Source organism: Streptomyces sp. CB01201, assembly GCF_002803085.1.
Taxonomy (GTDB): domain Bacteria; phylum Actinomycetota; class Actinomycetes; order Streptomycetales; family Streptomycetaceae; genus Streptomyces; species Streptomyces hundungensis.
In genome coordinates this window covers 131817-151606 of the sequence record NZ_NNBJ01000020.1, presented here as the reverse complement: position 1 = coordinate 151606, position 19790 = coordinate 131817, and the positions used below count along the sequence as shown (strand labels likewise).

Genomic DNA, 19790 nt, shown 5'->3' with positions numbered 1-19790 from the left:
CCACGGGCGGCGCGGGCGGGTTCGCCACCGGGGCCACCGCCGCGGGCGGCGCCGGGTGTGGCGTCGGACGGGGTGCGGGGCGCGGCGGCGGGGTGGGCCGGGGCGCGGGCCGGGGCGGGGGTGTGGGCGCGGGCGGTGCGGGAGGCGGCGGGGTCGGCGGCTGCGGGGTGGGGGTGGGCGTGGGGTGCGGGTGGGGATGGGGAGGATGCGGGTGGGGGTGCGGCGGCCAGGGGCACCGGTGGCCCGTGCCGGCGACCGCCCAGGGCGAACCGCTGCTGCCCTGCGTCACCGAGGCGTAGGCACAGGCGTCGGCCCGGGCGGCCGGGGCGGGTGCCGACAGGAGCACGGTGAGGGCCGTCGCGGCGAGCAGCCGTCCGGCGAGGTGTCGTCCTTGCGCTAGTCGTCCTTGCACTAGGTGATCATCGGGCCGTGGCGCCGCCGCCATAGGGGGCGTCGAACCGATTCGCCTGAAGGGGGGAGTTCCGGCGGATGTGCGTTCGCCGCGTTGACCGGCTGTTCGGGCCCGTTCGGAAAAATTTCCTCGTCCGGGTTGAACGGACCGCCACCCGCCGCACGTACTCAGGGCCATCACCGGGCGCATCCAGCGCCTCAACAGCCTTGAGAACAACGGGAGTTGACATGAGCACCTGGCGCAGCGCAGCGCTCGCGGCAGCGGCGGCGGCAGTACTGGCACTCACCGCGACGGGCTGCGGCCAGGACAAGGGCAGCGGCTACGCGGGCAGCGGCAACGGCCAGCCGGTCGGCAACGCGAGCACCGCACAGCAGCCCGGCGACAACGCCTATGGTTCCAGCGGCGGTTACGGGCAGGCGGGCGGCGCCGAGTCGGCCGCCAAACAGGCGGGACAGCTCACGGTCAGCGACAGCAAGGAGCTGGGCAAGGTCCTCACCGACAGCGCCGGGTTCACGCTCTACCGCTTCGACAAGGACACCGCGAGTCCGCCGAAGACCAACTGCGAGGGCGACTGCGCGAAGGCGTGGCCCGCGGTGCCCGCCGACGGGGTCGCCGCGGCCGCCGGCGCCGACGCTGCCACGCTCGGCTCCGTCACCCGGGCCGACGGCACCAAGCAGCTCACCGTCGGCGGCTGGCCGATGTACCGCTACGCCAAGGACACCAGCCCCGGCGACCTCAACGGGCAGAACGTGGGCGGCACTTGGCATGCCGCCGCACCCGACGGCAAGAAGGCCTCGGCCCAGGCCCCCGCCGCCCCCGCCGCGGCGATGCCGGGCCTCTCGGTCCGCAAGGACGCCAAGCTCGGCGACGTCATCGTGGACGCCCGCGGCATGACCGTCTACCGCTTCAAGAAGGACTCGGCCTGGCCCATGAAGTCCGCCTGCACCGGCGCCTGCCTCCAGAAGTGGCCGGCGGTCGCACCGGTCGGCAAGAATGACACCCGGGGCATCGCCCTCAAGGGCTTCGTCACCTTCGACCGGCCCGACGGGGTCAAGCAGCAGTCGATCACCTGCTGGCCCGTCTACACCTTCTCGGGCGACACCAGGCCCGGCGACACCAACGGCCAGGGCGTGGGCGGCACGTGGTACGCCGTGTCCCCCCAGGGCAAGCTCGTGGGCGCGCCCAAGTAGCCCCGGGCCCAACGCCGTCGGCCCGTCACCGCGCCCCCCTCGCGGTGACGGGCCGACGTACGTGTCCAGTCGGCGATACGATGACGCGCGCTGCCACGCGGACCCGTACGATCCGGTGCACATGCCGTGGGCGTGTGACCAATAACGGACGAGCATTTTCCGTTTTTGCTCGCTCTCTTGGCGGACGATCAGTAGCCTCAGGCGCAAACAATGGTCATGGTCATGGCCGTCCTGCGGCGACTTGTTGGAGACATTGATGGAGCGTCCCGCCTGGGCCCCTCAGGGCATCGACATCTCGGTGCCGAGCGTGTCCCGCATATACGACTACTACCTGGGCGGTTCGCACAATTTCGAGGTCGACCGGGAAGCGGCTCGCGAGGCCATGCGCTTCATGCCGGGCCTGCCCAAGGTCATGCAGGCGAACCGTGCCTTCATGCGCCGCGCGGTCCGGTTCGCGGTGGGCGAGGGAATCACCCAGTTCCTGGACATCGGATCCGGAATCCCGACTTTCGGAAACGTGCACGAGGTCGCCCACGCGGCGAACCCCGAGGCCCGGGTGCTCTACGTCGACCACGACCCGGTGGCCGTCGCCCACAGCGAGGCCGTCCTGGAGGGCAACCCGCTCGCCGGGATAGCCGCAGCCGACCTGCGCAAGCCGCAGGACATCCTGAGCGCCGTCGAAAGCTCCCAACTCCTCGATCTCTCAAGGCCGGTGGCCCTCCTCCTGGTCGCCGTGCTGCACTTCGTCGAGGACCAGGACGACCCGTACGGGGCCGTAGCGGCGCTGCGCGACGCGCTCGCCCCCGGCAGCGTCCTCGTCCTCACCCACGCCGCCTACGAGGGCATCCCGCTCAGCGAGGAGGAGGCCGGCGGCACGGTGGGCGTCTACCGCAACATCAAGAACCCGCTGGTGATGCGCTCGCGTGAAGAGATCGCCGGCTTCTTCGAGGGGTACGGGATGCTGGAGCCCGGCCTGGTCTCCATGCCGCTGTGGCGGCCGGAGGGCGAGGCCGACCAGGAGGATCCGTACGCCTTCTCGGGCTTCGCCGGTGTGGGGCGCAAGGCGTGAGCAAGCCGCCCAAGCCGCAGCCCCCGGTCCTCGCGCCGGACAGCCCCGAAGACCGGCTCAGACGGTTCGCGACGATCTGGAGCCGGGCGATCTTCCCGGTCACGGCGACCTCGCTGACCCGCCCCGAGTTCGAGCAGCACCTCCTGCCCCTCGCCCGCCGGCTCATCGACGCCCTGCACGGGCGGCACTTCGACCCCGCGCCCGCCCAGGAGATCGGCGTCGCCCTGGTCGCCGTGCACTGCACCGACCCGGACGCCCTGAGCCGCACCCTCGCAGTGGTCGAGTCCTATCTCGTGCTGTACTGCGGCGCGGGCGACGAGCTGACCGCCGAAGAGGCGCGGGCCCGCTGCGCCCGGCTCCAGCACGCGATCGCGGCCGGCTTCGCCGCTGCCCTGCGCGAACGCACCCGTTCCGAGCAGGAGGCCATCGCCCGCTCCGCGATGTCGGCGCGCAGCGCGGCCCTGGACGCCCTGCACGCCACCGAGACCCGCTTCCGCGCGGTCTTCGAGGGCGCCGCGATCGGCATCGGCATCGCCGACCTCCAGGGCCGGGTCCTGGAGGTCAACGAGACCCTCACCCGGATGTTCGGCGGGATAGAGGGCCAGCTGCGCAGCCGCAACGTCAGCGAGTGGGTGCACCCCGAGGACGCCCCGCAGGTGTGGCGGCTCTACGACGAACTCGTCCGCGGCGAACGCGACCACTACCGGGTCGAGAAGCCCTACTACCGCGGCGACGGAACCGTCCTGTGGACCAACCTCACCGTCTCGCTCCTCCGCGACGCCGAGGGCCGCCCGCAGTACCAGCTGGCCCTGATGGAGGACACCACCGAGCGCCGGCTGCTCAACCTGCGGCTGCGCTACGAGGCCACGCACGACGCGCTCACCGGACTGCCCAACCGCACCCTGTTCTTCGAACGCCTGGAGAAGGCCCTGGCGCCGGGCGACGGGAAACGGTTCGGGCTCTGCTATCTGGACCTCGACGGCTTCAAGGCGGTCAACGACAGCCTCGGCCACTCGGCCGGCGACCGGCTCCTGGTCGAGGTGGCGGACCGGCTCCAGAGCTGCGCCACCGGCCCCGGCGAGATGGTGGCCCGGCTCGGCGGCGACGAGTTCGTCGCGCTCACCACGGGCCCGGACACCGAGTTCGAGGCGGACGAGCTGGCCTCGCGCATCCTGAACACCCTCGCGACGCCGATCCGCATCGAAGGCCGCGAGCTGACCGTGCGCGGTTCGATCGGCGTGGTGGAGGGCCCGGCGGGCGAGCGCAGCGCGGCCGAGGTGCTGCGCAGCGCGGACATCACGATGTACCGGGCCAAGTCGGCCGGCGGCAACCGCTTCGAGTTCGCGGACGCCGAGGCCGACGCCCGCGCGATCACCCGGCACGGACTCACCAACGCGCTGCCGGCGGCCCTGGAGCGGGGCGAGTTCTTCATCGAGTACCAGCCGCTCGTGCACCTCGGCGACGGCAGTGTGCACGGCGCCGAGGCCCTGGTGCGCTGGTCGCACCCGCAGCACGGGGTGCTCGGGCCCGACCGGTTCATCCCGCTCGCCGAGCACACCGGGCTCATCGTGCCCCTCGGCCGCTGGGTGATGCAGGAGTCCGTACGGCAGGCCCGCGCCTGGCAGGAGGCCCACCCGGGTGCCACCGACGGCGGCCCGCTGCGCATCAACGTCAACCTGTCGCCGACCCAGCTCTACCACCCGGGCCTGGTCGCCGACACCGTCGAGATGCTGGAGCGCACCGGGCTGACCCCCGGCGCGCTGTGCCTGGAGGTCACCGAGTCCGCGCTCATCGGCGCCGACGACGACCTCCTGAAGCCGCTGCGCCAACTCGCCGAGATGGGCGTGGACATCGCCCTGGACGACTTCGGCACGGGCTACTCCAACCTCGCCAACCTGCGCCGGCTCCCGGTGAGCGTGCTGAAGCTGGACCGGTCCTTCACCCAGTCCATGCAGCAGCTGCCCGCCGACCCGGTGGACATGAAGATCGTCGAGGGGATCGTGTCGCTCGCGCACAGCCTGTCGCTCGCGGTGACCGTGGAGGGCGTCGAGACGGGCGCCCAGGCCGAGCAGCTCAAGGAACTGGGCTGCGACACGGCCCAGGGCTGGTACTACGCGCGGCCCGGCGCCCCGGACCGGATCCACTCGCTGGCCCTGGTGGACGCGGTCTAGGCGAAGTCCCCGCGGTCCGACCCGACCGGGCCCCGGGGCCCTCCTCATGGCGCCCGGGGCCCGGTCGAGTGCGGTGCTCTGCCGCGGCCCGGCGGCTCCGGCGGCCCAGCAAGGGGTCGGCCGCCCGGCGGCCCCAGCAAGGCCTCCGCGCCCGGCGGCTCCGACGCCCCGGCGCCGGGGCGCGTAGCCCACGCGGCCCCGTCCTGTCAGCCCGTAAGGTTCCGGATTCTCCGTTCGAGAAGCGCGTCGCTACCTTCCGAAGCGCTCGGCACCCGACGGTTGGACGAACCGTCACCGCGCTTCCCAGGAGGTCACGTTGACCGCGCGCCACCCCACCCGCCTCCGCGGACCGCTCGGCCGCGCCGGGTCGCCGCACTCGCAGTCCGCCGTGCGGCGCGCCCGCAGAGCGCCCCACCGCGTCGTCATGGCGATGTTCGCCTCCATACTGCTCGCGGCGGGGATCCTGGCCGGCGCCTCGCCCGCCTCCGCCGCGCCCAGCGACCTGTGCGCCCAGGTCGGCTACACCGCGGGCTTCCGGGGCGACGCCCTGGTGACCGCCGTCGCGGTGGCCCTGGCCGAGTCCAGCTGCAACCCGTCGGCGACCAACGTCCAGAACAACACCCCGCCCTCCACGGACCGGGGCCTGTGGCAGATCAACAGCTACTGGCACCGCGAGATCGACGACAACTGCGCCTTCGACCCCCAGTGCAACGCGAACGCGGCCTACGCCATCTCCTCCGGCGGCACCGACTGGGGCGCCTGGTCCACCTACAACCAGCGCGCTCACCTGCGCCACATGGGCGAGGCACAGGACGCGGTGGACCGCCTCGGCCACCATGAACCGGGCCCGGCCCCCCTGGTGTTCCCCTCCGAGTCCGGGCGGGTGGTGTCGGCCCGTTCGGCGGACGGCCGGCTTGAGGTCTTCGCGGCGGGCGCCGACGGCGTTCACCACGCCTGGCAGGTGGGGGTGAACGGGAACTGGTCCGAGTGGGAGTCCCTGGGCGGCCCGGGCGGCGCCGAGTTGGCGATCGGCCCGAACGCGGACGGCCGGCTCGAACTCTTCGCGATCAACGGCAATGTGTTCCAGCACCGGTACCAGACGGCTCCCTCGGGCGGCTGGTCCGGCTGGGAGGACTTCGGTGGCGGCGGCAAGGACATAGCGGTCGGCACGAACGGTGACGGTCGCATGGAGGTCTTCGCCTCCAACCCGAAGGGGCTCTTCCACCGCTACCAGACCGCGGCGAACAGCGGCTGGTCGCAGTGGGAGTCCGCGGGCGGCGGCCCCGCCGACAGCCAGGTGGAGATGGAGAAGTCGGCGGACGGCCGTCTGGAGGTCTTCGCCATCAACGGCGATGTGTTCCAGCACCAGTTCCAGACCGCGGTGAACGGCGGCTGGTCCGCGTGGGAGGAATTCGGCGGCGGCGGCCACGATCTGACGGTGGATCACAACCAGGACGGCCGCCTTGAGGTCTTCGCCTCGGGCCCCAAGGGCGTCTTCCACAAGTACCAGACGAATGCCACCAGTTGGTCCGGCTGGGAGCCCACCGGTGGGCCCGCCGACTCCCAGCTCACCAGTGAGCGCTCGCCCGACGGCCGGGTGGAGGTGTTCGCGATCAACGGCAGTGTGGCCCAGCACCTGTGGCAGACCGGGGTGAACGCCCCGTACGGCCAGTGGGAGACGTTCGGCGGCGGAGGTTCCGAGGTCGTCGCCGCGGCCAACGCCGACGGTCGCATCGAGGTCTTCGGTACGAGCCGGGACGGCGTCCACCACCGCTGGCAGACCGGCTTCTCGTCCTGGTCCGAGTGGGCCTGGCTCAACACCACGGCGGGGCCGCCCGTCGGCTGACCCGGACCCGGACCCGGACCCGGACCCGGTCCACGCCCCCGGGACCGGTCAGCCGCCCGAGCGCCGACCGGTCCCGATGCTCAGCAGGACCCGCTGCAACTCCCGTGCGGCGCGCGGCGGGTCCACGTCGCTGCGGTGGGCCAGGGCGATGGTGCGGCGCAGGCCGGGGCGGGCCAGCGGGGTCACCCGCAGGTCCCTGGTCCGCGCCGCCACCATGCTCGGCACCACGGCGACCCCGAGCCCGGCCCGCACGAAGCCGAGCACCGCGTCCATCTCGCCGCCCTCCACCGTGAAGGCGGGCTCGAAGCCCTCGGCACGGCAGGCGGCCACCGTGAGCTCCCGCAGGTCGTAGCCGTGCCGGAACATCACCAGGGGGGCCTCGCGCAGATCGGCGACGCGCACCGAGGCGTCCGAGCCGGGCGCCGGCTCGGCGGCCGAGGAGACCACCACCAGGTCCTCCTGGAGCAGCTCGATCGTGGTGAGGGCCGGGGACGCGGCCGGCAGCGGCAGCACGATGAGCGCCAAGTCCAGTGCACCGCGCGCCAGTTCACGGACCAGATCGTGCGAGCCGCCCTCCTCGATGAGGAGCTGGATGCCGGGGTGGCGGTCGTGGAAGGCGCGCAGCACGTCCGGCAGCAGCCCCGTGCACAGACTCGGCGTCGCCCCGAGCCGCACCCGCCCGCGCCGGAGCTGAGCCAGCTCCTGCACCTCGATCCGGGCGGTGTCCGCGTCCGCCAGGATGCGCCGGGCCAGCGGCAGCAGCGCCTCGCCCGCGTCGGTGAGCGCGATGTTGCCCCGGGCGCGGCTGAACAGCTCGGCGCCCAGCTCGTTCTCCAGCGCCTTGATCTGCTGGGAGAGCGAGGGCTGCGAGACATGCACGCGCTCGGCGGCCCGGGTGAAGTGCCGGGTCTCGGCGACCGCCACGAAGTAGAGGAGCTGCTGGAACTGCATGCTCCTACGATAGGCCATCCCTATGGAGATGAGCCGAACCATGTCTTGGACCTCTTGGGTCGTTCGCCTCTAGCGTCGATGACATGGCTCTGGCAACGCGCACCGACAAACGGACGGACAAACGACCGTCCATGCCGCGCACACTCTGGGACTCCACCGTCGGCAAGAAGACGGTCATGGCCGTGAGCGGTCTGATCATGCTGTCCTACCTGGTCGTGCACATGATGGGCAACCTGAAGATCTTCTTCGGGGCCGGCCAGTTCGACTCGTACGCGCACTGGCTGCGCACCATCGGCGAGCCCTTCCTGCACTACGAGTGGGCGCTCTGGCTGATCCGCGTGGTGCTCGTGGCCGCCGTGGTGGGCCACGCCGTCGCCGCGTACCAGCTCAGCCGCCGCGACATCCGGGCGCGGCCCGGCGGTTACGTCCACAAGCGGGCCCGGGCGAGCTACGCGACCCGCACCATGCGCTGGGGCGGCATCATCCTGGCGCTGTTCATCGTCTGGCACATCCTGGACCTGACGACCGGCACCGTGCACTCCGGCTTCCGGCCCGGCCACCCCTACCAGAACGTCGTGGACACGTTCTCCACCTGGTACGGGAACACGATCTACATCGTGGCGATGGCCGCGCTCGCCCTGCACGTCCAGCACGGCTTCTGGAGCGCCGCCCAGACGCTCGGCGTCGGCAACGCCACCCGCGACCGGCTCCTGAAGACCCTCGCCAACGTCCTCGCCGTGCTGCTCTTCGCCGGATTCGTCTCCGTACCCGTCGCCGTCATGACCGGAGTGGTGAGCTGACATGACCTCGTACACCGATTACACGGCGGGGGAGCCCGTCGTCGACGGCCGTGCTCCCCAGGGGCCGATCGCGGAGCGCTGGGACACCCGCCGCTTCGAGGCCAAGCTGGTCAACCCGGCCAACCGCCGCAAGCACACCGTCATCGTGGTCGGCACCGGCCTCGCGGGCGGCTCGGCGGGCGCCACGCTCGCCGAACAGGGCTACCACGTGGTCCAGTTCTGCTTCCAGGACTCCCCGCGCCGCGCCCACTCCATCGCCGCCCAGGGCGGGATCAACGCCGCGAAGAACTACCGCAACGACGGCGACTCCGTCCACCGGCTGTTCTACGACACCGTCAAGGGCGGCGACTTCCGCGCCCGGGAGTCCAACGTCCACCGCCTCGCCCAGATCTCCGTCGAGATCATCGACCAGTGCGTGGCCCAGGGCGTGCCGTTCGCCCGCGAGTACGGCGGACTCCTCGACACCCGCTCCTTCGGCGGCGTCCAGGTCTCGCGCACCTTCTACGCCCGGGGCCAGACGGGCCAGCAGCTCCTGCTCGGCGCCTACCAGGCGCTCTCGCGCCAAATCGCCGCCGGGAACGTGGAGTTGCACGCCCGCACCGAGATGCTCGACCTGATCGTGGTGGACGGCAAGGCGCGCGGGATCGTGGCTCGCGACCTCGTCACCGGGAGGATCGACACGTACTTCGCGGACGCGGTGGTCCTCGCCAGCGGCGGCTACGGCAACGTCTTCTACCTGTCCACCAACGCCATGAACTCCAACGCGACCGCGATCTGGCGGGCCCACCGCCGGGGCGCGTACTTCGCCAACCCCTGCTTCACGCAGATCCACCCGACCTGCATCCCGCGCACCGGCGAGCACCAGTCCAAGCTCACTCTGATGAGCGAGTCGCTGCGCAACGACGGCCGCATCTGGGTGCCGAAGGCCAAGGGCGACACCCGCCCGGCGGCCGAGATCCCCGAGGACGAGCGCGACTACTACCTGGAGCGCATCTACCCCGCCTTCGGCAACCTGGTGCCGCGCGACATCGCCTCGCGCGCCGCCAAGAACGTCTGCGACGAGGGGCGCGGGGTCGGCCCCGGCGGCCAGGGCGTCTACCTGGACTTCGCCGACGCGATCGCGCGGATGGGCCGGGCGGCCGTCGAGGCGAAGTACGGCAACCTCTTCGACATGTACGCGCGGATCACCGCCGAGGACCCGTACGCAACACCGATGCGGATCTATCCCGCCGTGCACTACACGATGGGCGGCCTGTGGGTCGACTACGACCTCCAGACCACCGTGCCGGGCCTGTTCGCGATCGGCGAGGCCAACTTCTCCGACCACGGCGCGAACCGCCTCGGTGCCTCCGCCCTGATGCAGGGCCTCGCGGACGGCTACTTCGTGCTGCCGGCCACCATCAACGACTACCTCGCGCGCAACCCGCACCAGGAGCCGGTCACCGCCGCCCACCCGGCGGTCGCCGAAGCGGTCGCCGAGACCGAGGACCGCCTCAACCTCCTGCTCGCCGTGGACGGCGACCGCACCCCCGACTCCTTCCACCGCGAGATCGGTGAACTCATGTGGGAGTACTGCGGGATGGCCCGCACCGAGTCGGGCCTGCGCAAGGCGCTGGACCGGATTCCGCAGATCCGCGAGGAGTTCTGGCGCCGGATCAAGGTGCCGGGCAGCGGCGAGGAGTTCAACCAGTCCCTGGAGAAGGCCAACCGCGTCGTCGACTACCTGGAGCTGGCCGAACTCATGTGCCTCGACGCGCTGCACCGCGCCGAGTCCTGCGGCGGCCACTTCCGCGAGGAGTCCCAGACCCCTCAGGGCGAGGCCGAACGTCGCGACGAGGAGTTCTCCTACGCGGCCGCCTGGCAGTTCACCGGCACCGGCACCGCGCCCGTCCTGCACAAGGAAGACCTCGTCTTCGAGTACGTCCACCCCACTCAGCGGAGCTACGCATGAAGCTCACCCTGCGCGTCTGGCGCCAGAAGAACGCCGACTCGCCCGGCGCCATGGCCACTTACGAGGTCGACGACATCTCGGCGGACATGTCCTTCCTCGAAATGCTCGACACCCTCAACGAGGAACTCACCCTCAGGGGCGAGGAGCCCGTCGCCTTCGACCACGACTGCCGCGAGGGCATCTGCGGGGCCTGCTCGCTCGTCATCAACGGCGACGCCCACGGCCCCGAGCGGACCACCACGTGCCAGCTCCACATGCGGTCGTTCAGCGACGGCGACACCATCGACGTCGAGCCCTGGCGCGCCTCGGCGTTCCCGGTGGTCAAGGATCTGGTGGTGGACCGCTCGTCCTTCGACCGGATCATCCAGGCCGGCGGCTACATCAGCGTGCCGACCGGCGCCGCCCCCGAGGCGCATGCCACCCCGGTGCCCAAGCCCGATGCCGATGTCGCCTTCGAGCATGCCGAGTGCATCGGCTGCGGCGCCTGTGTGGCGGCCTGCCCCAACGGCTCGGCGATGCTCTTCACCTCGGCCAAGGTCAACCACCTGAACGTGCTGCCGCAGGGCGCGCCCGAGCGCGAGACCCGGGTCCTGGACATGGTCGGGCAGATGGACGACGAGGGCTTCGGCGGCTGCACCCTGACGGGGGAGTGCGCGACGGCCTGCCCCAAGGGCATCCCGCTGCCGTCGATCGCGGCCATGAACAAGGAGTGGCTGCGGGCGACCCGCAAGGCGCGCAAGGTGGGCCGCTGACGCGGAGGGACGCGCCCCGGGTGTCCCCGGCGGCGCGTCCCTCCTGTGCCCAACTCACCTGTGTGAGCGTCGGATTGGCTAGGCGACCGACAGATCGTCCCCGTACACCGAGCCCTGCCCGTACCAGCCGTGCAGATAGACGGTGACGGTGCCCGAGGCGCCGGTCGTGAACGGCACGGTCAGCTGGGACCAGCCGGTGGAGCTGGTCCACGCACTACCGGTCGCGCCGCCCCGGACCCCGAGGTAGGCGTAGCTGCCCTGCACCCAACCGCTCAGCGTGTACTTGGTGTTGGGGGCCAGGGTGAGCGTCTGCGCGCACTCGCCGGTCGTCGAGGAGGTCGGCGCGGTCTTCAGCGCGTGCGTGCCGCCGTGCACCGGGCTCGCCACCACGGCGGCCCCGCTGTCACAGGTCCACGGAGTGAGCGAACCGCTCTCGAAACCGCCGTTGACGAGCGCGCCGGTGTTGCCGCCGGGGCCCGACACGGTGAGCGTGAACGTCGTCGAGTGGGTGAGCGTGCCCGCCGTGCCGGTGAGGGTGATCGGGTACGTCCCGGGCGCGGCGGATGCCGATGCCGCGACGGTGAGCTGCGCCGAGGCGCCCGCCGTGACCGAGCTGGGGGTGAGCGTCGCGGTCACCCCGGCGGGAGCGCCGGTGGCGGTCAGCGCGAGGGACTTGGCGCTGCCGGAGGTCACGGCCGTGCTCACGGTGGCGGTGGTGGAGCCGCCGGGCGCGACGGAGGCCGAGCCGGGTGCGACGGCCACCGAGAAGTCGTCCTGGACCGGTCCGCCGCCCCCGGTGAAGGGCTCGAAGGTGTGGCTGAAGTACCACGGGTCCTGCGCGATGCCGGAGCAGGTGTCCGAGCCGCCGGTGCCCGGGCAGCCGCCGTTGTCACGCTGGAGGGCCCAGAAGGAGAGGGTGTTGATGCCCTTGGCGGTGGCCCAGTTGTACACGGCGGTCGCATCCGCCGTGGTGAACGTCTCGGCCGCCCCGTAGTCGTCGATGCCCGGCATCTCGGTCACCCCGACCATGCCCCACAGCTGGGTGGACGACTTGCCCGGGTAGAGCGAGGCCAGCTGGTTGTAGAGGCCGGTGGCGGCGGTCTGGGTGTCGTTCGCCATGTTGTGCGTGGCGCCGTCGTAGTAGTCGAAGGTCATGATGTTCACGACGTCGACCTTCGCGCCGTACTTGACCGCGCTGTTGAGCACCGCGAGCCCGCTGTCGGCGAGGCCGCCCGTGGTGGTGGGCAGGGTGTAGGAGATCTGCACGGAACGCCCGTTGGCGGCGGCCCAGTCCTGCACCTTCTTGATCGCCTGGTTGCGGCGGTCGATGCCGGCCTTGTTGGTGAGCGAGTTGTCCTCGATGTCCATGTCGAGGCGCGACAGGTCGTAGGTGGTGATGACCTTCTCGTACGCGGCCGCGATCGAGTCCACGTTGGTGCAGCTGTCCGCGATCTCGGTGCCGCCGTTGTCGGCCGCGTACCCGCCGAAGGACGGTATGACATCGCCGCCGCGCGAGCGGATGGTGGTGATGTCGGCGCCGAACACGGAGGACGAGATCGGCTGGCTGGTCGACCCGTTCCAGTACGGGGTGCAGGAGCCCTTGGTGTCGGCCTGCACGAACGCCATCGTCAGGTACTTGGCGCCGGACTTCTGCGCGAGATCGGCGGGGCTGTCGGAGGAGTACGCCTCGAAGTACGGCGCGAAGACATGGGCGGGCAGGGGCGTCGCGGCGTGCGCGGCGCCCCCGGCCCCGAGGACGAGGCCGGCGGAGGCGGCGACGGTACTGAGCGTGGCGAACAGGGCGCGGACGGATCTCGGACGTCTCATCGGGGCTCTCCGACGGGGGTGAGAGAAGGGTGCGGACGCCCCATGATTGGTCTGGACCAACCACCGGTCAAGGGTCTAGGCCAATTCATTCCGCGCGCTTTGCCTTGAGCCCCAACTGACCTGCGGTGCAAGGGAGTCGACGCGTCTGCCGTTGTTGTCCGCAGGGTCGCCGGACCCGCGAAGGCTGCCCGGGCAGTTCGCCTACCGGGACCGGGCGCCGCCGGCCAGCGCCCTCGCCAGGTACGGTGCCGTGCGGCCCGCCGCCGTGGCGGCGATCTCGGCCGGGGGGCCCGCGGCCACCACGTGGCCGCCCTCGTCGCCGCCGCCCGGGCCGAGGTCGAGGACCCAGTCGGCGCCCGCGACCACGCTCATGTCGTGCTCGACGACGATCACCGAGTGCCCCGCGTCGACCAGGCCGTGCAGTTGGCGCAGCAGGATCTCCACGTCGGCCGGGTGCAGACCCGTCGTCGGCTCGTCCAGGACGTACAGGGTGTGTTCGCGGCGCCGGCGCTGCAACTCCGTTGCCAGTTTGATGCGTTGGGCCTCGCCGCCCGACAGCTCGGTGGCGGGCTGGCCCAGGCGCAGATAGCCGAGGCCGACATCGAGCAGGGCGTCCAGGCTGCGGGCGGCCGACGGCGTGTCCGCGAAGGCTTCGGCCGCCGCCTCCACCGTGAGGTCGAGGACCTCGGCGATGTTGCGGCCCCCGTGGGTCACTTCGAGGGTCTCGGGGTTGTAGCGGGCCCCGTGGCAGTCCGGGCAGGGCGCGTAGGTGCTCGGCAGGAAGAGCAGCTCGACCGACACGAAACCCTCGCCCTGGCACGTCTCGCACCGGCCGCCCGCCACGTTGAAGGAGAACCGGCCCGCCCGGTAACCGCGCGCCTTCGCCTCCCGCGTCTGCGTGAACAGCTTGCGTACGACGTCGAAGAGGCCGGTGTAGGTGGCCAGGTTGGAGCGCGGGGTCCGGCCGATCGGCTTCTGATCGACCCTCACCAGCCGTCCCACGCCCGGGAGTTGCTCGGTGATCGCATCCACAAGGGTGGACTTTCCGGAGCCGGAGACGCCGGTGACCGCGGTGAACACCCCCAGCGGGAACGCCGCGTCCACGCCGCGCAGATTGTGCCGGGTCACCCCGGTCAGCTCAAGCCATCGCAGTGGTGCGCGGACCGTGCGGCGCGGTGCGGGGGAGCGGTCGAAGAGGAAGCGCCGGGTCGCCGACGCCGTCACCTCCGCCAGGCCCGCGGGCGGCCCGCTGTGCAGCACCCGGCCGCCGTGCTCGCCGGCCAGCGGACCGACATCCACCAGCCAGTCCGCGTGCCGCATCACATCCAGGTGGTGCTCGACCACGAACACCGAGTTGCCCGCCTCCTTGAGCCGGTCCAGGACCGTGAGCAGCGCCTCGGTGTCGGCCGGGTGCAGCCCCGCCGACGGCTCGTCCAGGACGTACACCACGCCGAACAGGCCCGAGCGCAACTGAGTGGCGAGCCGCAGGCGTTGCAGTTCGCCCGCCGAGAGGGTGGGCGCGGTCCGGTCCAGAGTCAGATAGCCGAGGCCCAGCTCCACGACCGGGGCGATCCGGGAGAGCAGATCGCCGGTGAGCACGTCCGCGGTCGCACCACCGCCCGCCTCGGCGAGCAGCGCGGCGAGGGCGGTGAGCGGGAGGGAGACGAGCTCGGCGATCGTACGGCCCGCGAACGTCACGGCCAGCGCCTCGGGCCGCAGCCGGCGGCCCTCGCACACCGGGCAGTCGGCGGCGGTCAGAAAGCGCTCGGCCTTCGCCCGCAGCGTCTGGCTCCTGCTCTCCGCGAACGTCTTCATCACATAGCGCCGGGCGCTGAAGTACGTTCCCTGGTAAGGGCGTTGGATGCGCCCCGCCTCGCGCACCGGATGCACGGTCACCACCGGCTGCTCGTCGGTGAACAGGATCCAGTCCCGGTCCTTCTGGTCGAGCTCGCCCCAGGGCCGGTCCACGTCGTACCCGAGCGCGTCGAGCACATCGCGCAGGTTCTTGCCCTGCCAGGCGCCCGGCCAGGCGGCGATCGCGCCCTCGCGGATCGACAGCGACGGATCGGGCACGAGCAGGTCTTCGCTGGTGCGGTGGACGCGGCCGAGGCCCTGGCACGCGGGGCAGGCGCCGGCCGCCGTGTTGGGCGAGAAGGCGTCCGAGTCCATGCGCTCGGCGCCCGCCGGATAGTGGCCGGCCCGGGAGAACAGCATCCGCAACGAGTTGGAGAGCGTGGTCACCGTGCCGACCGACGAGCGCGAGCTGGGCGCCGAGCGGCGCTGTTCGAGCGAGACGGCGGGCGGCAGCCCCGAGATCTCACCGACCCTCGGCGCCCCCACCTGGTGGATCAGGCGCCGCGCGTACGGCGCGACCGACTCGAAGTAGCGCCGCTGTGCCTCGGCGTAGATCGTGCCGAACGCGAGCGAGGACTTCCCCGACCCGGAGACGCCGGTGAACACGGCGAGACAGTCACGCGGGACATCGACGTCCACCCCGCGCAGATTGTGCTCACGGGCACCGCGGACACGGACGTACGGATCAGAGGGGCTTTGCATACCGGAATTCTACGGCCGGACGCGCATCCGTGATCTTCAGCTTGGGGGCTACGGGCGTCCGTGACCCGCGGACGCCGAAGCCGCGCCCAGGCCCGCGAGCCGGGCCAGCCGGCGGTAGGAGCCGATCAAGGCCGTGCGGTCGTATGTGCTCGTGGTGACCAGGAACTCGTCGGCGCCGCTGTGCCCGATGACCTTCTCCAGGGCATCGGCCACCTGCTCCTCGGTGCCGTACACCTGCCCGCGCAGCGCCTCCTCGAACAGCGCACGCTCGCGGTCGGTCATCGTCCGGGACAGCACGTCCTCGGCGGGGGACAGGGGCGGGAACTCGCCGCGGGTGCGGGAGTACGCCGTCGACCAGGCCTCCGGGAGCAGGATCCGGCGGGCCTCCTCGCTGGTGTCCGCGACGGCCACGGTGCCGGAGAGGACGACGTACGGGTGCTCGGACCGCGCGGAGGGGCGGAAGGAGGCGCGGTAGTCGTCGATGGCCCGCAGCATCGCGTCCTCGCCCCGGACGTTCGCGATGACGAGGGGCAGCCCGGCTGCTGCGGCGACCCGTGCGCCCTTGCCGGTGGCCAGCACGAAGGCGGGTACGGACAGGCCCTCGGCGGGGCGGGCGTGGACCTGGGGGTGGGCCCGCTGGGTCCCGTCGAAGTAGCCGAGCAGTTCGGCTAGCTGCCCGCCGAAGTCGTCGGCGTCCTCCTTGCCCCGGCCGAGCGCCTTGCGTATCCCGTCGGTGAAGCCCACCGACCGGCCGAGTCCCATGTCGATCCGGCCCGGGAAGAGCGATGCGAGGACCCCGAACTGCTCGGCCACGACGAGGGGTTGGTGGTTGGGCAGCATCACACCGCCGGTGCCGACCCGGATCGTGGCGGTGGCCGAGGCGACGGCCGCGGCCAGGACGGTGGGGGCGGATCCGGCGACGCCGGGCACCGAGTGGTGCTCGGAGACCCAGAAGCGGTGGTAGCCGAGCCGCTCGGCCTCGCCGGCCAGCGCCACGGTGTCCCGCAGTGCCTGCGGCCCGTCGTGCCCGGCGCGGGTGCGCGAGCGGTCGAGTACGGAGAAGCGGGTTGCCGCGATCATTGAGCTCACCTCACGTTCAACGCCTGCGCCGCGCCAGGATTCCCGAGCTGCTCACGGCCTGCTCCCGCGCACCGCCGTCCCGCGCGCGCCCGCACCGCCCCGCGCGAGCCGTCCCGCGCACCCCCGCACGGCCCCGCGAGCCACGACCCCGCCCAGCCGGGACGACCCGCCGCAGCAGCACGCCAGGCCCGGGCCCGCCAGACCCGGGCCCGCCACACCGGCCCGCCACGACCGGCCCGGCGCCCGCGCTCTAGCCTGGGCGCGTGATCGAAAAAACCCGGCCGTTCGCCGTATTCGACCTGGACGGCACCCTCGCCGACAGCTCGCACCGCCAGCGCTTCCTCGACCGCAAGCCGCGCGACTGGGACGCGTTCTTCACCGCAGCCCCCGCCGACCCTCCGCTGGCCGAGGGCGTGGCGCTGTGCGCGGCGGCCGCCGAGGAGTGCGAGGTCGTCTACCTCACCGGGCGGCCCGAGCGCTGTCGCCGGGACACCGTGGCGTGGCTCGCCGAGCAGGGCCTGCCGGCCGGCACCGTACACATGCGGCGCAACGACGACCGGCGGCCCGCCCGCGTCACCAAGCTGGAGATCCTGCGCCGCCTGGGCCGCGACCGCGAGATCCGGATGCTGGTCGACGACGACGAGCTGGTTTGCGACGCCGCCGAGCGGGCCGGATTCCGGGTCGTACGCGCACGCTGGACCGAGGCCGGTGCCGCGCTGAAGGACGCGCAGGAGCGCGAGGGCCGCACCTGAGGGACCCGAGGCGCGTACCCGCATCGGAGGAACGCACCGCAGGGACGCACCTGAGGGGCCAGGCGCGTACCCGTACCCGAGGTGCGGAGCCGTACCCCCGGGCGGAGCCCGGGGCTCAGACCTCCGCGTCGTCGTCCAGGCGGAAGCCCACCTTGAGCCCGACCTGGTAGTGCTCGACGACACCGTTCTCGATGTGGCCCCGGACCTGGGTCACCTCGAACCAGTCCAGGTTGCGCAGGGTCTGCGCCGCACGGGCCACCCCGTTGCGGATGGCCTGGTCGACGCCCTCGTGGGAGGTGCCGACGATCTCGCTGACGCGGTACGTGTGGGTGGACATGGAGGTGCTCTCCTCTCGTCGCGTTACTCCACCGTGCCCCACCCCGCCGCACTCCGCGAGACAGCGGCAGGCGCCCCGGCGGCAGCCGTCCGCCGATGGCCGGAAAAGTTCGGCACCCGCCGGGGCTTGACCACCTCATTGGTCCATACCAAACTCACGGAACAACACCCGAACAAGCTCATCGCGCTTGCCCCCCATGTCGGGTCATGACTGCTTGCCCACACGCAGAAGGTGACCTTTCGTGAGGATTCATCGTGCCCTTGCCTGCTCGCTCGCGCTGGTGTCGGTCACTGCCGCCGGCGGCTGCGGCACACTGCCGGGATTCGGCGGCGACACCACCAAGGTGACCGTCTGGCTGATGCGCAACAGCGCGTCCGACGACTTCGTGCAGCGCTTCGAGCGGGACTTCGAGAAGCAGCACAAGAACGTCGAGCTCGATGTCCGGATCCAGGAGTGGACCGGCATCGGCGAGAAGATCGACGCCGCTCTGAAGGGCAAGGACGCGCCCGACGTCATCGAGGTCGGCAACACCCAGGTTCCCCAGTACGCGGCCAGCGGCGGCCTGCTCGACATGACCCTGGAGTCGATCCGGGACTGGGGCAGCGACGCCTGGCTGCCCGGTCTCGCCCAGCCGGGCAACGTGGACGGCATGCAGTACGGCATCCCGTGGTACGCCGCCAATCGCGTCGTCATCTACAACAAGGACCTCTTCGCGGCCGCCGGGATCGCCAAGCCGCCGAAGGACCGCGCGGAGTGGCTGGCCGACACGGCGAAGCTCAACTCCGGCGGAAACCAAGGGATTTACCTGTCCGGGCAGGACTGGTACACGCTGGCCGGATTCATCTGGGACGAGGGCGGGCAGCTGGCCCAGGAGGACACCGGCGACTGGAAGGGCACCCTCGACAGTCCGGCCGCGCTGCGCGGAATGGAGTTCTACAAGCAGCTCCAGGCGCTCGGCAGGGGCCCGAGGAACGCCGACGAGGAGACCCCGCCGCAAGCCGGCGTCTTCGCCAAGGGCAACGTCGCGCAGATGATCGCGGTGCCCGGCGCGGCCAAGGCCATCCAGAAGGCGAACCCGGCCCTCGCCGACAAGCTGGGCTACTTCCCGATCCCGGGGCCCACCGACGCCAAGCCGGGCGCGGTCTTCACCGGCGGCTCGGACCTGATCATTCCGCGCCGGACCGCGCACCGGGCGCAGGCCGTCCAGGTCGTCGCGGCGCTGACCGGCGAGAAGTGGCAGACCGACCTGGCCACGACGATGAACTACGTCCCCAACAAGTCCAGCCTGGCGCCCGCCGTCGAGGGCCAGGCCGGCACCGCCACCATGGCCAAGGGCGCCGCCCAGGGCCGGGCCACCCCCAACTCGCCGCAGTGGCCCGCCGTCGAGGCGGACAACCCCATCAAGCCGTACATGACGGCCGTCCTGAACGGGGCCGATCCCAAGAAGGCCGCGAAGACCGCATCCGGACTCATCACGTCCCTCCTGTTCCCCTGAGCCGGGCCCCGATCCGGGTCCTGATCCGGGCCCCGGGGGAGCCTTGGGGCGAGCCGGGATCGGGCCGGGGGAGGATGGATGTCAGGATGGGGCCATGCAGAACGTTTACTTCGACATCACCATTGACGGCGAGAACGCCGGCCGTATCGTCTTCCGGCTCTTCGACGACGTCGTCCCGGAGACGGCCCGCAACTTCCGCGAGCTGTCCACCGGCGAGAACGGCTACGGCTACGCCGGCTCCTCCTTCCACCGCGTCATCCCCGAGTTCATGCTCCAGGGCGGTGACTTCACGCACGGCAACGGCACCGGCGGCAAGAGCATCTTCGGCGCCACCTTCGCCGACGAGAACTTCACGCTCAAGCACGACCGGCCGTTCCTGCTCTCGATGGCCAACCGCGGCCCCGGCACCAACGGCTCCCAGTTCTTCGTGACGACCGTCGTCACCCCCTGGCTGGACGGCAAGCACGTCGTCTTCGGCGAGGTCGTCGAGGGCGAGGACCTCGTGAAGAAGATCGAGGCGCTCGGCACCCGCAGCGGCGCCCCGCGCGCCACCGTCGTCATCAGCGAGAGCGGCGTCGTCGCCTGACGTCCGCCCCGCGCA

At 71.7% G+C, this 19790-nt stretch carries 15 protein-coding genes and 1 pseudogene; 10 read left to right on the top strand and 6 right to left on the bottom strand.

Annotated elements, in window-relative coordinates; translation table 11 throughout:
• Positions 1 to 236, bottom strand: a pseudogene (locus tag CG740_RS41190) (hypothetical protein); the annotation flags it as partial.
• 403 nt (positions 237 to 639) lie between these two features.
• Here CG740_RS41190 and CG740_RS32825 point away from each other — a divergent pair.
• The 4 genes from CG740_RS32825 (at position 640) to CG740_RS32810 (ending at position 6688) form a co-directional block, all read left to right on the top strand.
• Positions 640 to 1602: an SCO0930 family lipoprotein gene (locus CG740_RS32825; RefSeq protein WP_100578954.1), complete on the top strand. Its 963-nt coding sequence runs from the start codon at positions 640 to 642 to the stop codon at positions 1600 to 1602.
• Between the two features lie 256 nt (positions 1603 to 1858).
• Positions 1859 to 2671, top strand: coding sequence for an SAM-dependent methyltransferase (locus CG740_RS32820; RefSeq protein ID WP_100578953.1), 813 nt, complete (start codon positions 1859 to 1861; stop codon positions 2669 to 2671).
• Positions 2668 to 4842: a putative bifunctional diguanylate cyclase/phosphodiesterase gene (locus tag CG740_RS32815; RefSeq protein WP_100578952.1), complete on the top strand. Its 2175-nt coding sequence runs from the start codon at positions 2668 to 2670 to the stop codon at positions 4840 to 4842. The genes CG740_RS32820 and CG740_RS32815 overlap by 4 nt, the downstream gene beginning before the upstream one ends.
• A 424-nt stretch (positions 4843 to 5266) precedes the next feature.
• Positions 5267 to 6688, top strand: a complete 1422-nt coding sequence (locus CG740_RS32810; protein WP_100578966.1) for a transglycosylase SLT domain-containing protein — start codon at positions 5267 to 5269, stop codon at positions 6686 to 6688.
• A 48-nt stretch (positions 6689 to 6736) separates the two neighbouring features.
• Here CG740_RS32810 and CG740_RS32805 read toward each other — a convergent pair whose 3' ends face one another.
• Complete coding sequence (locus tag CG740_RS32805; RefSeq protein ID WP_100578951.1) at positions 6737 to 7639, bottom strand: LysR family transcriptional regulator; 903 nt, start codon at positions 7637 to 7639, stop codon at positions 6737 to 6739.
• 83 nt (positions 7640 to 7722) lie between these two features.
• On the opposite strand from CG740_RS32805, the gene CG740_RS32800 reads away from it, so the two are divergent.
• The 3 genes from CG740_RS32800 to CG740_RS32790 are packed head-to-tail and all read left to right on the top strand — an operon-like array spanning position 7723 to position 11142.
• A complete protein-coding gene (locus tag CG740_RS32800) occupies positions 7723 to 8439 on the top strand; it encodes a succinate dehydrogenase (protein ID WP_100578950.1) in 717 nt (238 codons plus the stop codon).
• A 1-nt stretch (position 8440) separates the two neighbouring features.
• The gene (locus tag CG740_RS32795; RefSeq protein ID WP_100578949.1) at positions 8441 to 10390 is read left to right on the top strand and encodes a fumarate reductase/succinate dehydrogenase flavoprotein subunit; all 1950 of its coding nucleotides are present in this window, start codon (positions 8441 to 8443) and stop codon (positions 10388 to 10390) included.
• Positions 10387 to 11142 (top strand): succinate dehydrogenase/fumarate reductase iron-sulfur subunit, encoded by a 756-nt coding sequence (locus CG740_RS32790; protein WP_100578948.1) that lies wholly within the window; start codon positions 10387 to 10389, stop codon positions 11140 to 11142. Before CG740_RS32795 ends, CG740_RS32790 begins: the two co-directional genes overlap by 4 nt.
• A gap of 78 nt (positions 11143 to 11220) precedes the next feature.
• Here the strand turns inward: CG740_RS32790 and CG740_RS32785 are convergent, their stop codons facing one another.
• From CG740_RS32785 to CG740_RS32775, 3 genes are all read right to left on the bottom strand, one after another.
• Positions 11221 to 12969: a glycosyl hydrolase family 18 protein gene (locus CG740_RS32785; RefSeq protein WP_100578947.1), complete on the bottom strand. Its 1749-nt coding sequence runs from the start codon at positions 12967 to 12969 to the stop codon at positions 11221 to 11223.
• A gap of 201 nt (positions 12970 to 13170) precedes the next feature.
• Positions 13171 to 15525: an ATP-binding cassette domain-containing protein gene (locus CG740_RS32780; protein WP_100578946.1), complete on the bottom strand. Its 2355-nt coding sequence runs from the start codon at positions 15523 to 15525 to the stop codon at positions 13171 to 13173.
• Positions 15526 to 15573: 48 nt separating this feature from the next.
• Positions 15574 to 16605 (bottom strand): LLM class flavin-dependent oxidoreductase, encoded by a 1032-nt coding sequence (locus CG740_RS32775; RefSeq protein WP_199846641.1) that lies wholly within the window; start codon positions 16603 to 16605, stop codon positions 15574 to 15576.
• A 263-nt stretch (positions 16606 to 16868) separates the two neighbouring features.
• Here CG740_RS32775 and CG740_RS32770 point away from each other — a divergent pair, with 263 nt between their 5' ends.
• Positions 16869 to 17357 (top strand): phosphatase domain-containing protein, encoded by a 489-nt coding sequence (locus CG740_RS32770; RefSeq protein WP_100578944.1) that lies wholly within the window; start codon positions 16869 to 16871, stop codon positions 17355 to 17357.
• A 115-nt stretch (positions 17358 to 17472) separates the two neighbouring features.
• Here CG740_RS32770 and CG740_RS32765 read toward each other — a convergent pair whose 3' ends face one another.
• Entirely contained in the window at positions 17473 to 17694 is a 222-nt protein-coding gene (locus CG740_RS32765; protein WP_100578943.1) for a dodecin, read from the bottom strand.
• Between the two features lie 241 nt (positions 17695 to 17935).
• On the opposite strand from CG740_RS32765, the gene CG740_RS32760 reads away from it, so the two are divergent.
• Both CG740_RS32760 and CG740_RS32755 read left to right on the top strand, forming a co-directional pair.
• Entirely contained in the window at positions 17936 to 19189 is a 1254-nt protein-coding gene (locus CG740_RS32760; RefSeq protein ID WP_199846640.1) for an extracellular solute-binding protein, read from the top strand.
• Between the two features lie 94 nt (positions 19190 to 19283).
• Positions 19284 to 19775, top strand: coding sequence for a peptidylprolyl isomerase (locus CG740_RS32755; RefSeq protein ID WP_100578942.1), 492 nt, complete (start codon positions 19284 to 19286; stop codon positions 19773 to 19775).
• The last annotated feature ends 15 nt before the right edge of the window (positions 19776 to 19790 follow it).

Coding starts and splice junctions, on each gene's coding strand:
- CG740_RS32765 (WP_100578943.1), bottom strand. CDS start 17,694: ATGTCCACCCACACGTACCGCGTCAGCGAGATCGTCGGCACCTCCCAC.
- CG740_RS32755 (WP_100578942.1), top strand. CDS start 19,284: ATGCAGAACGTTTACTTCGACATCACCATTGACGGCGAGAACGCCGGC.
- CG740_RS32825 (WP_100578954.1), top strand. CDS start 640: ATGAGCACCTGGCGCAGCGCAGCGCTCGCGGCAGCGGCGGCGGCAGTA.
- CG740_RS32805 (WP_100578951.1), bottom strand. CDS start 7,639: ATGCAGTTCCAGCAGCTCCTCTACTTCGTGGCGGTCGCCGAGACCCGG.
- CG740_RS32795 (WP_100578949.1), top strand. CDS start 8,441: ATGACCTCGTACACCGATTACACGGCGGGGGAGCCCGTCGTCGACGGC.
- CG740_RS32780 (WP_100578946.1), bottom strand. CDS start 15,525: ATGCAAAGCCCCTCTGATCCGTACGTCCGTGTCCGCGGTGCCCGTGAG.
- CG740_RS32800 (WP_100578950.1), top strand. CDS start 7,723: ATGGCTCTGGCAACGCGCACCGACAAACGGACGGACAAACGACCGTCC.
- CG740_RS32810 (WP_100578966.1), top strand. CDS start 5,267: ATGGCGATGTTCGCCTCCATACTGCTCGCGGCGGGGATCCTGGCCGGC.
- CG740_RS32785 (WP_100578947.1), bottom strand. CDS start 12,969: ATGAGACGTCCGAGATCCGTCCGCGCCCTGTTCGCCACGCTCAGTACC.
- CG740_RS32790 (WP_100578948.1), top strand. CDS start 10,387: ATGAAGCTCACCCTGCGCGTCTGGCGCCAGAAGAACGCCGACTCGCCC.
- CG740_RS32820 (WP_100578953.1), top strand. CDS start 1,859: ATGGAGCGTCCCGCCTGGGCCCCTCAGGGCATCGACATCTCGGTGCCG.
- CG740_RS32775 (WP_199846641.1), bottom strand. CDS start 16,605: ATGATCGCGGCAACCCGCTTCTCCGTACTCGACCGCTCGCGCACCCGC.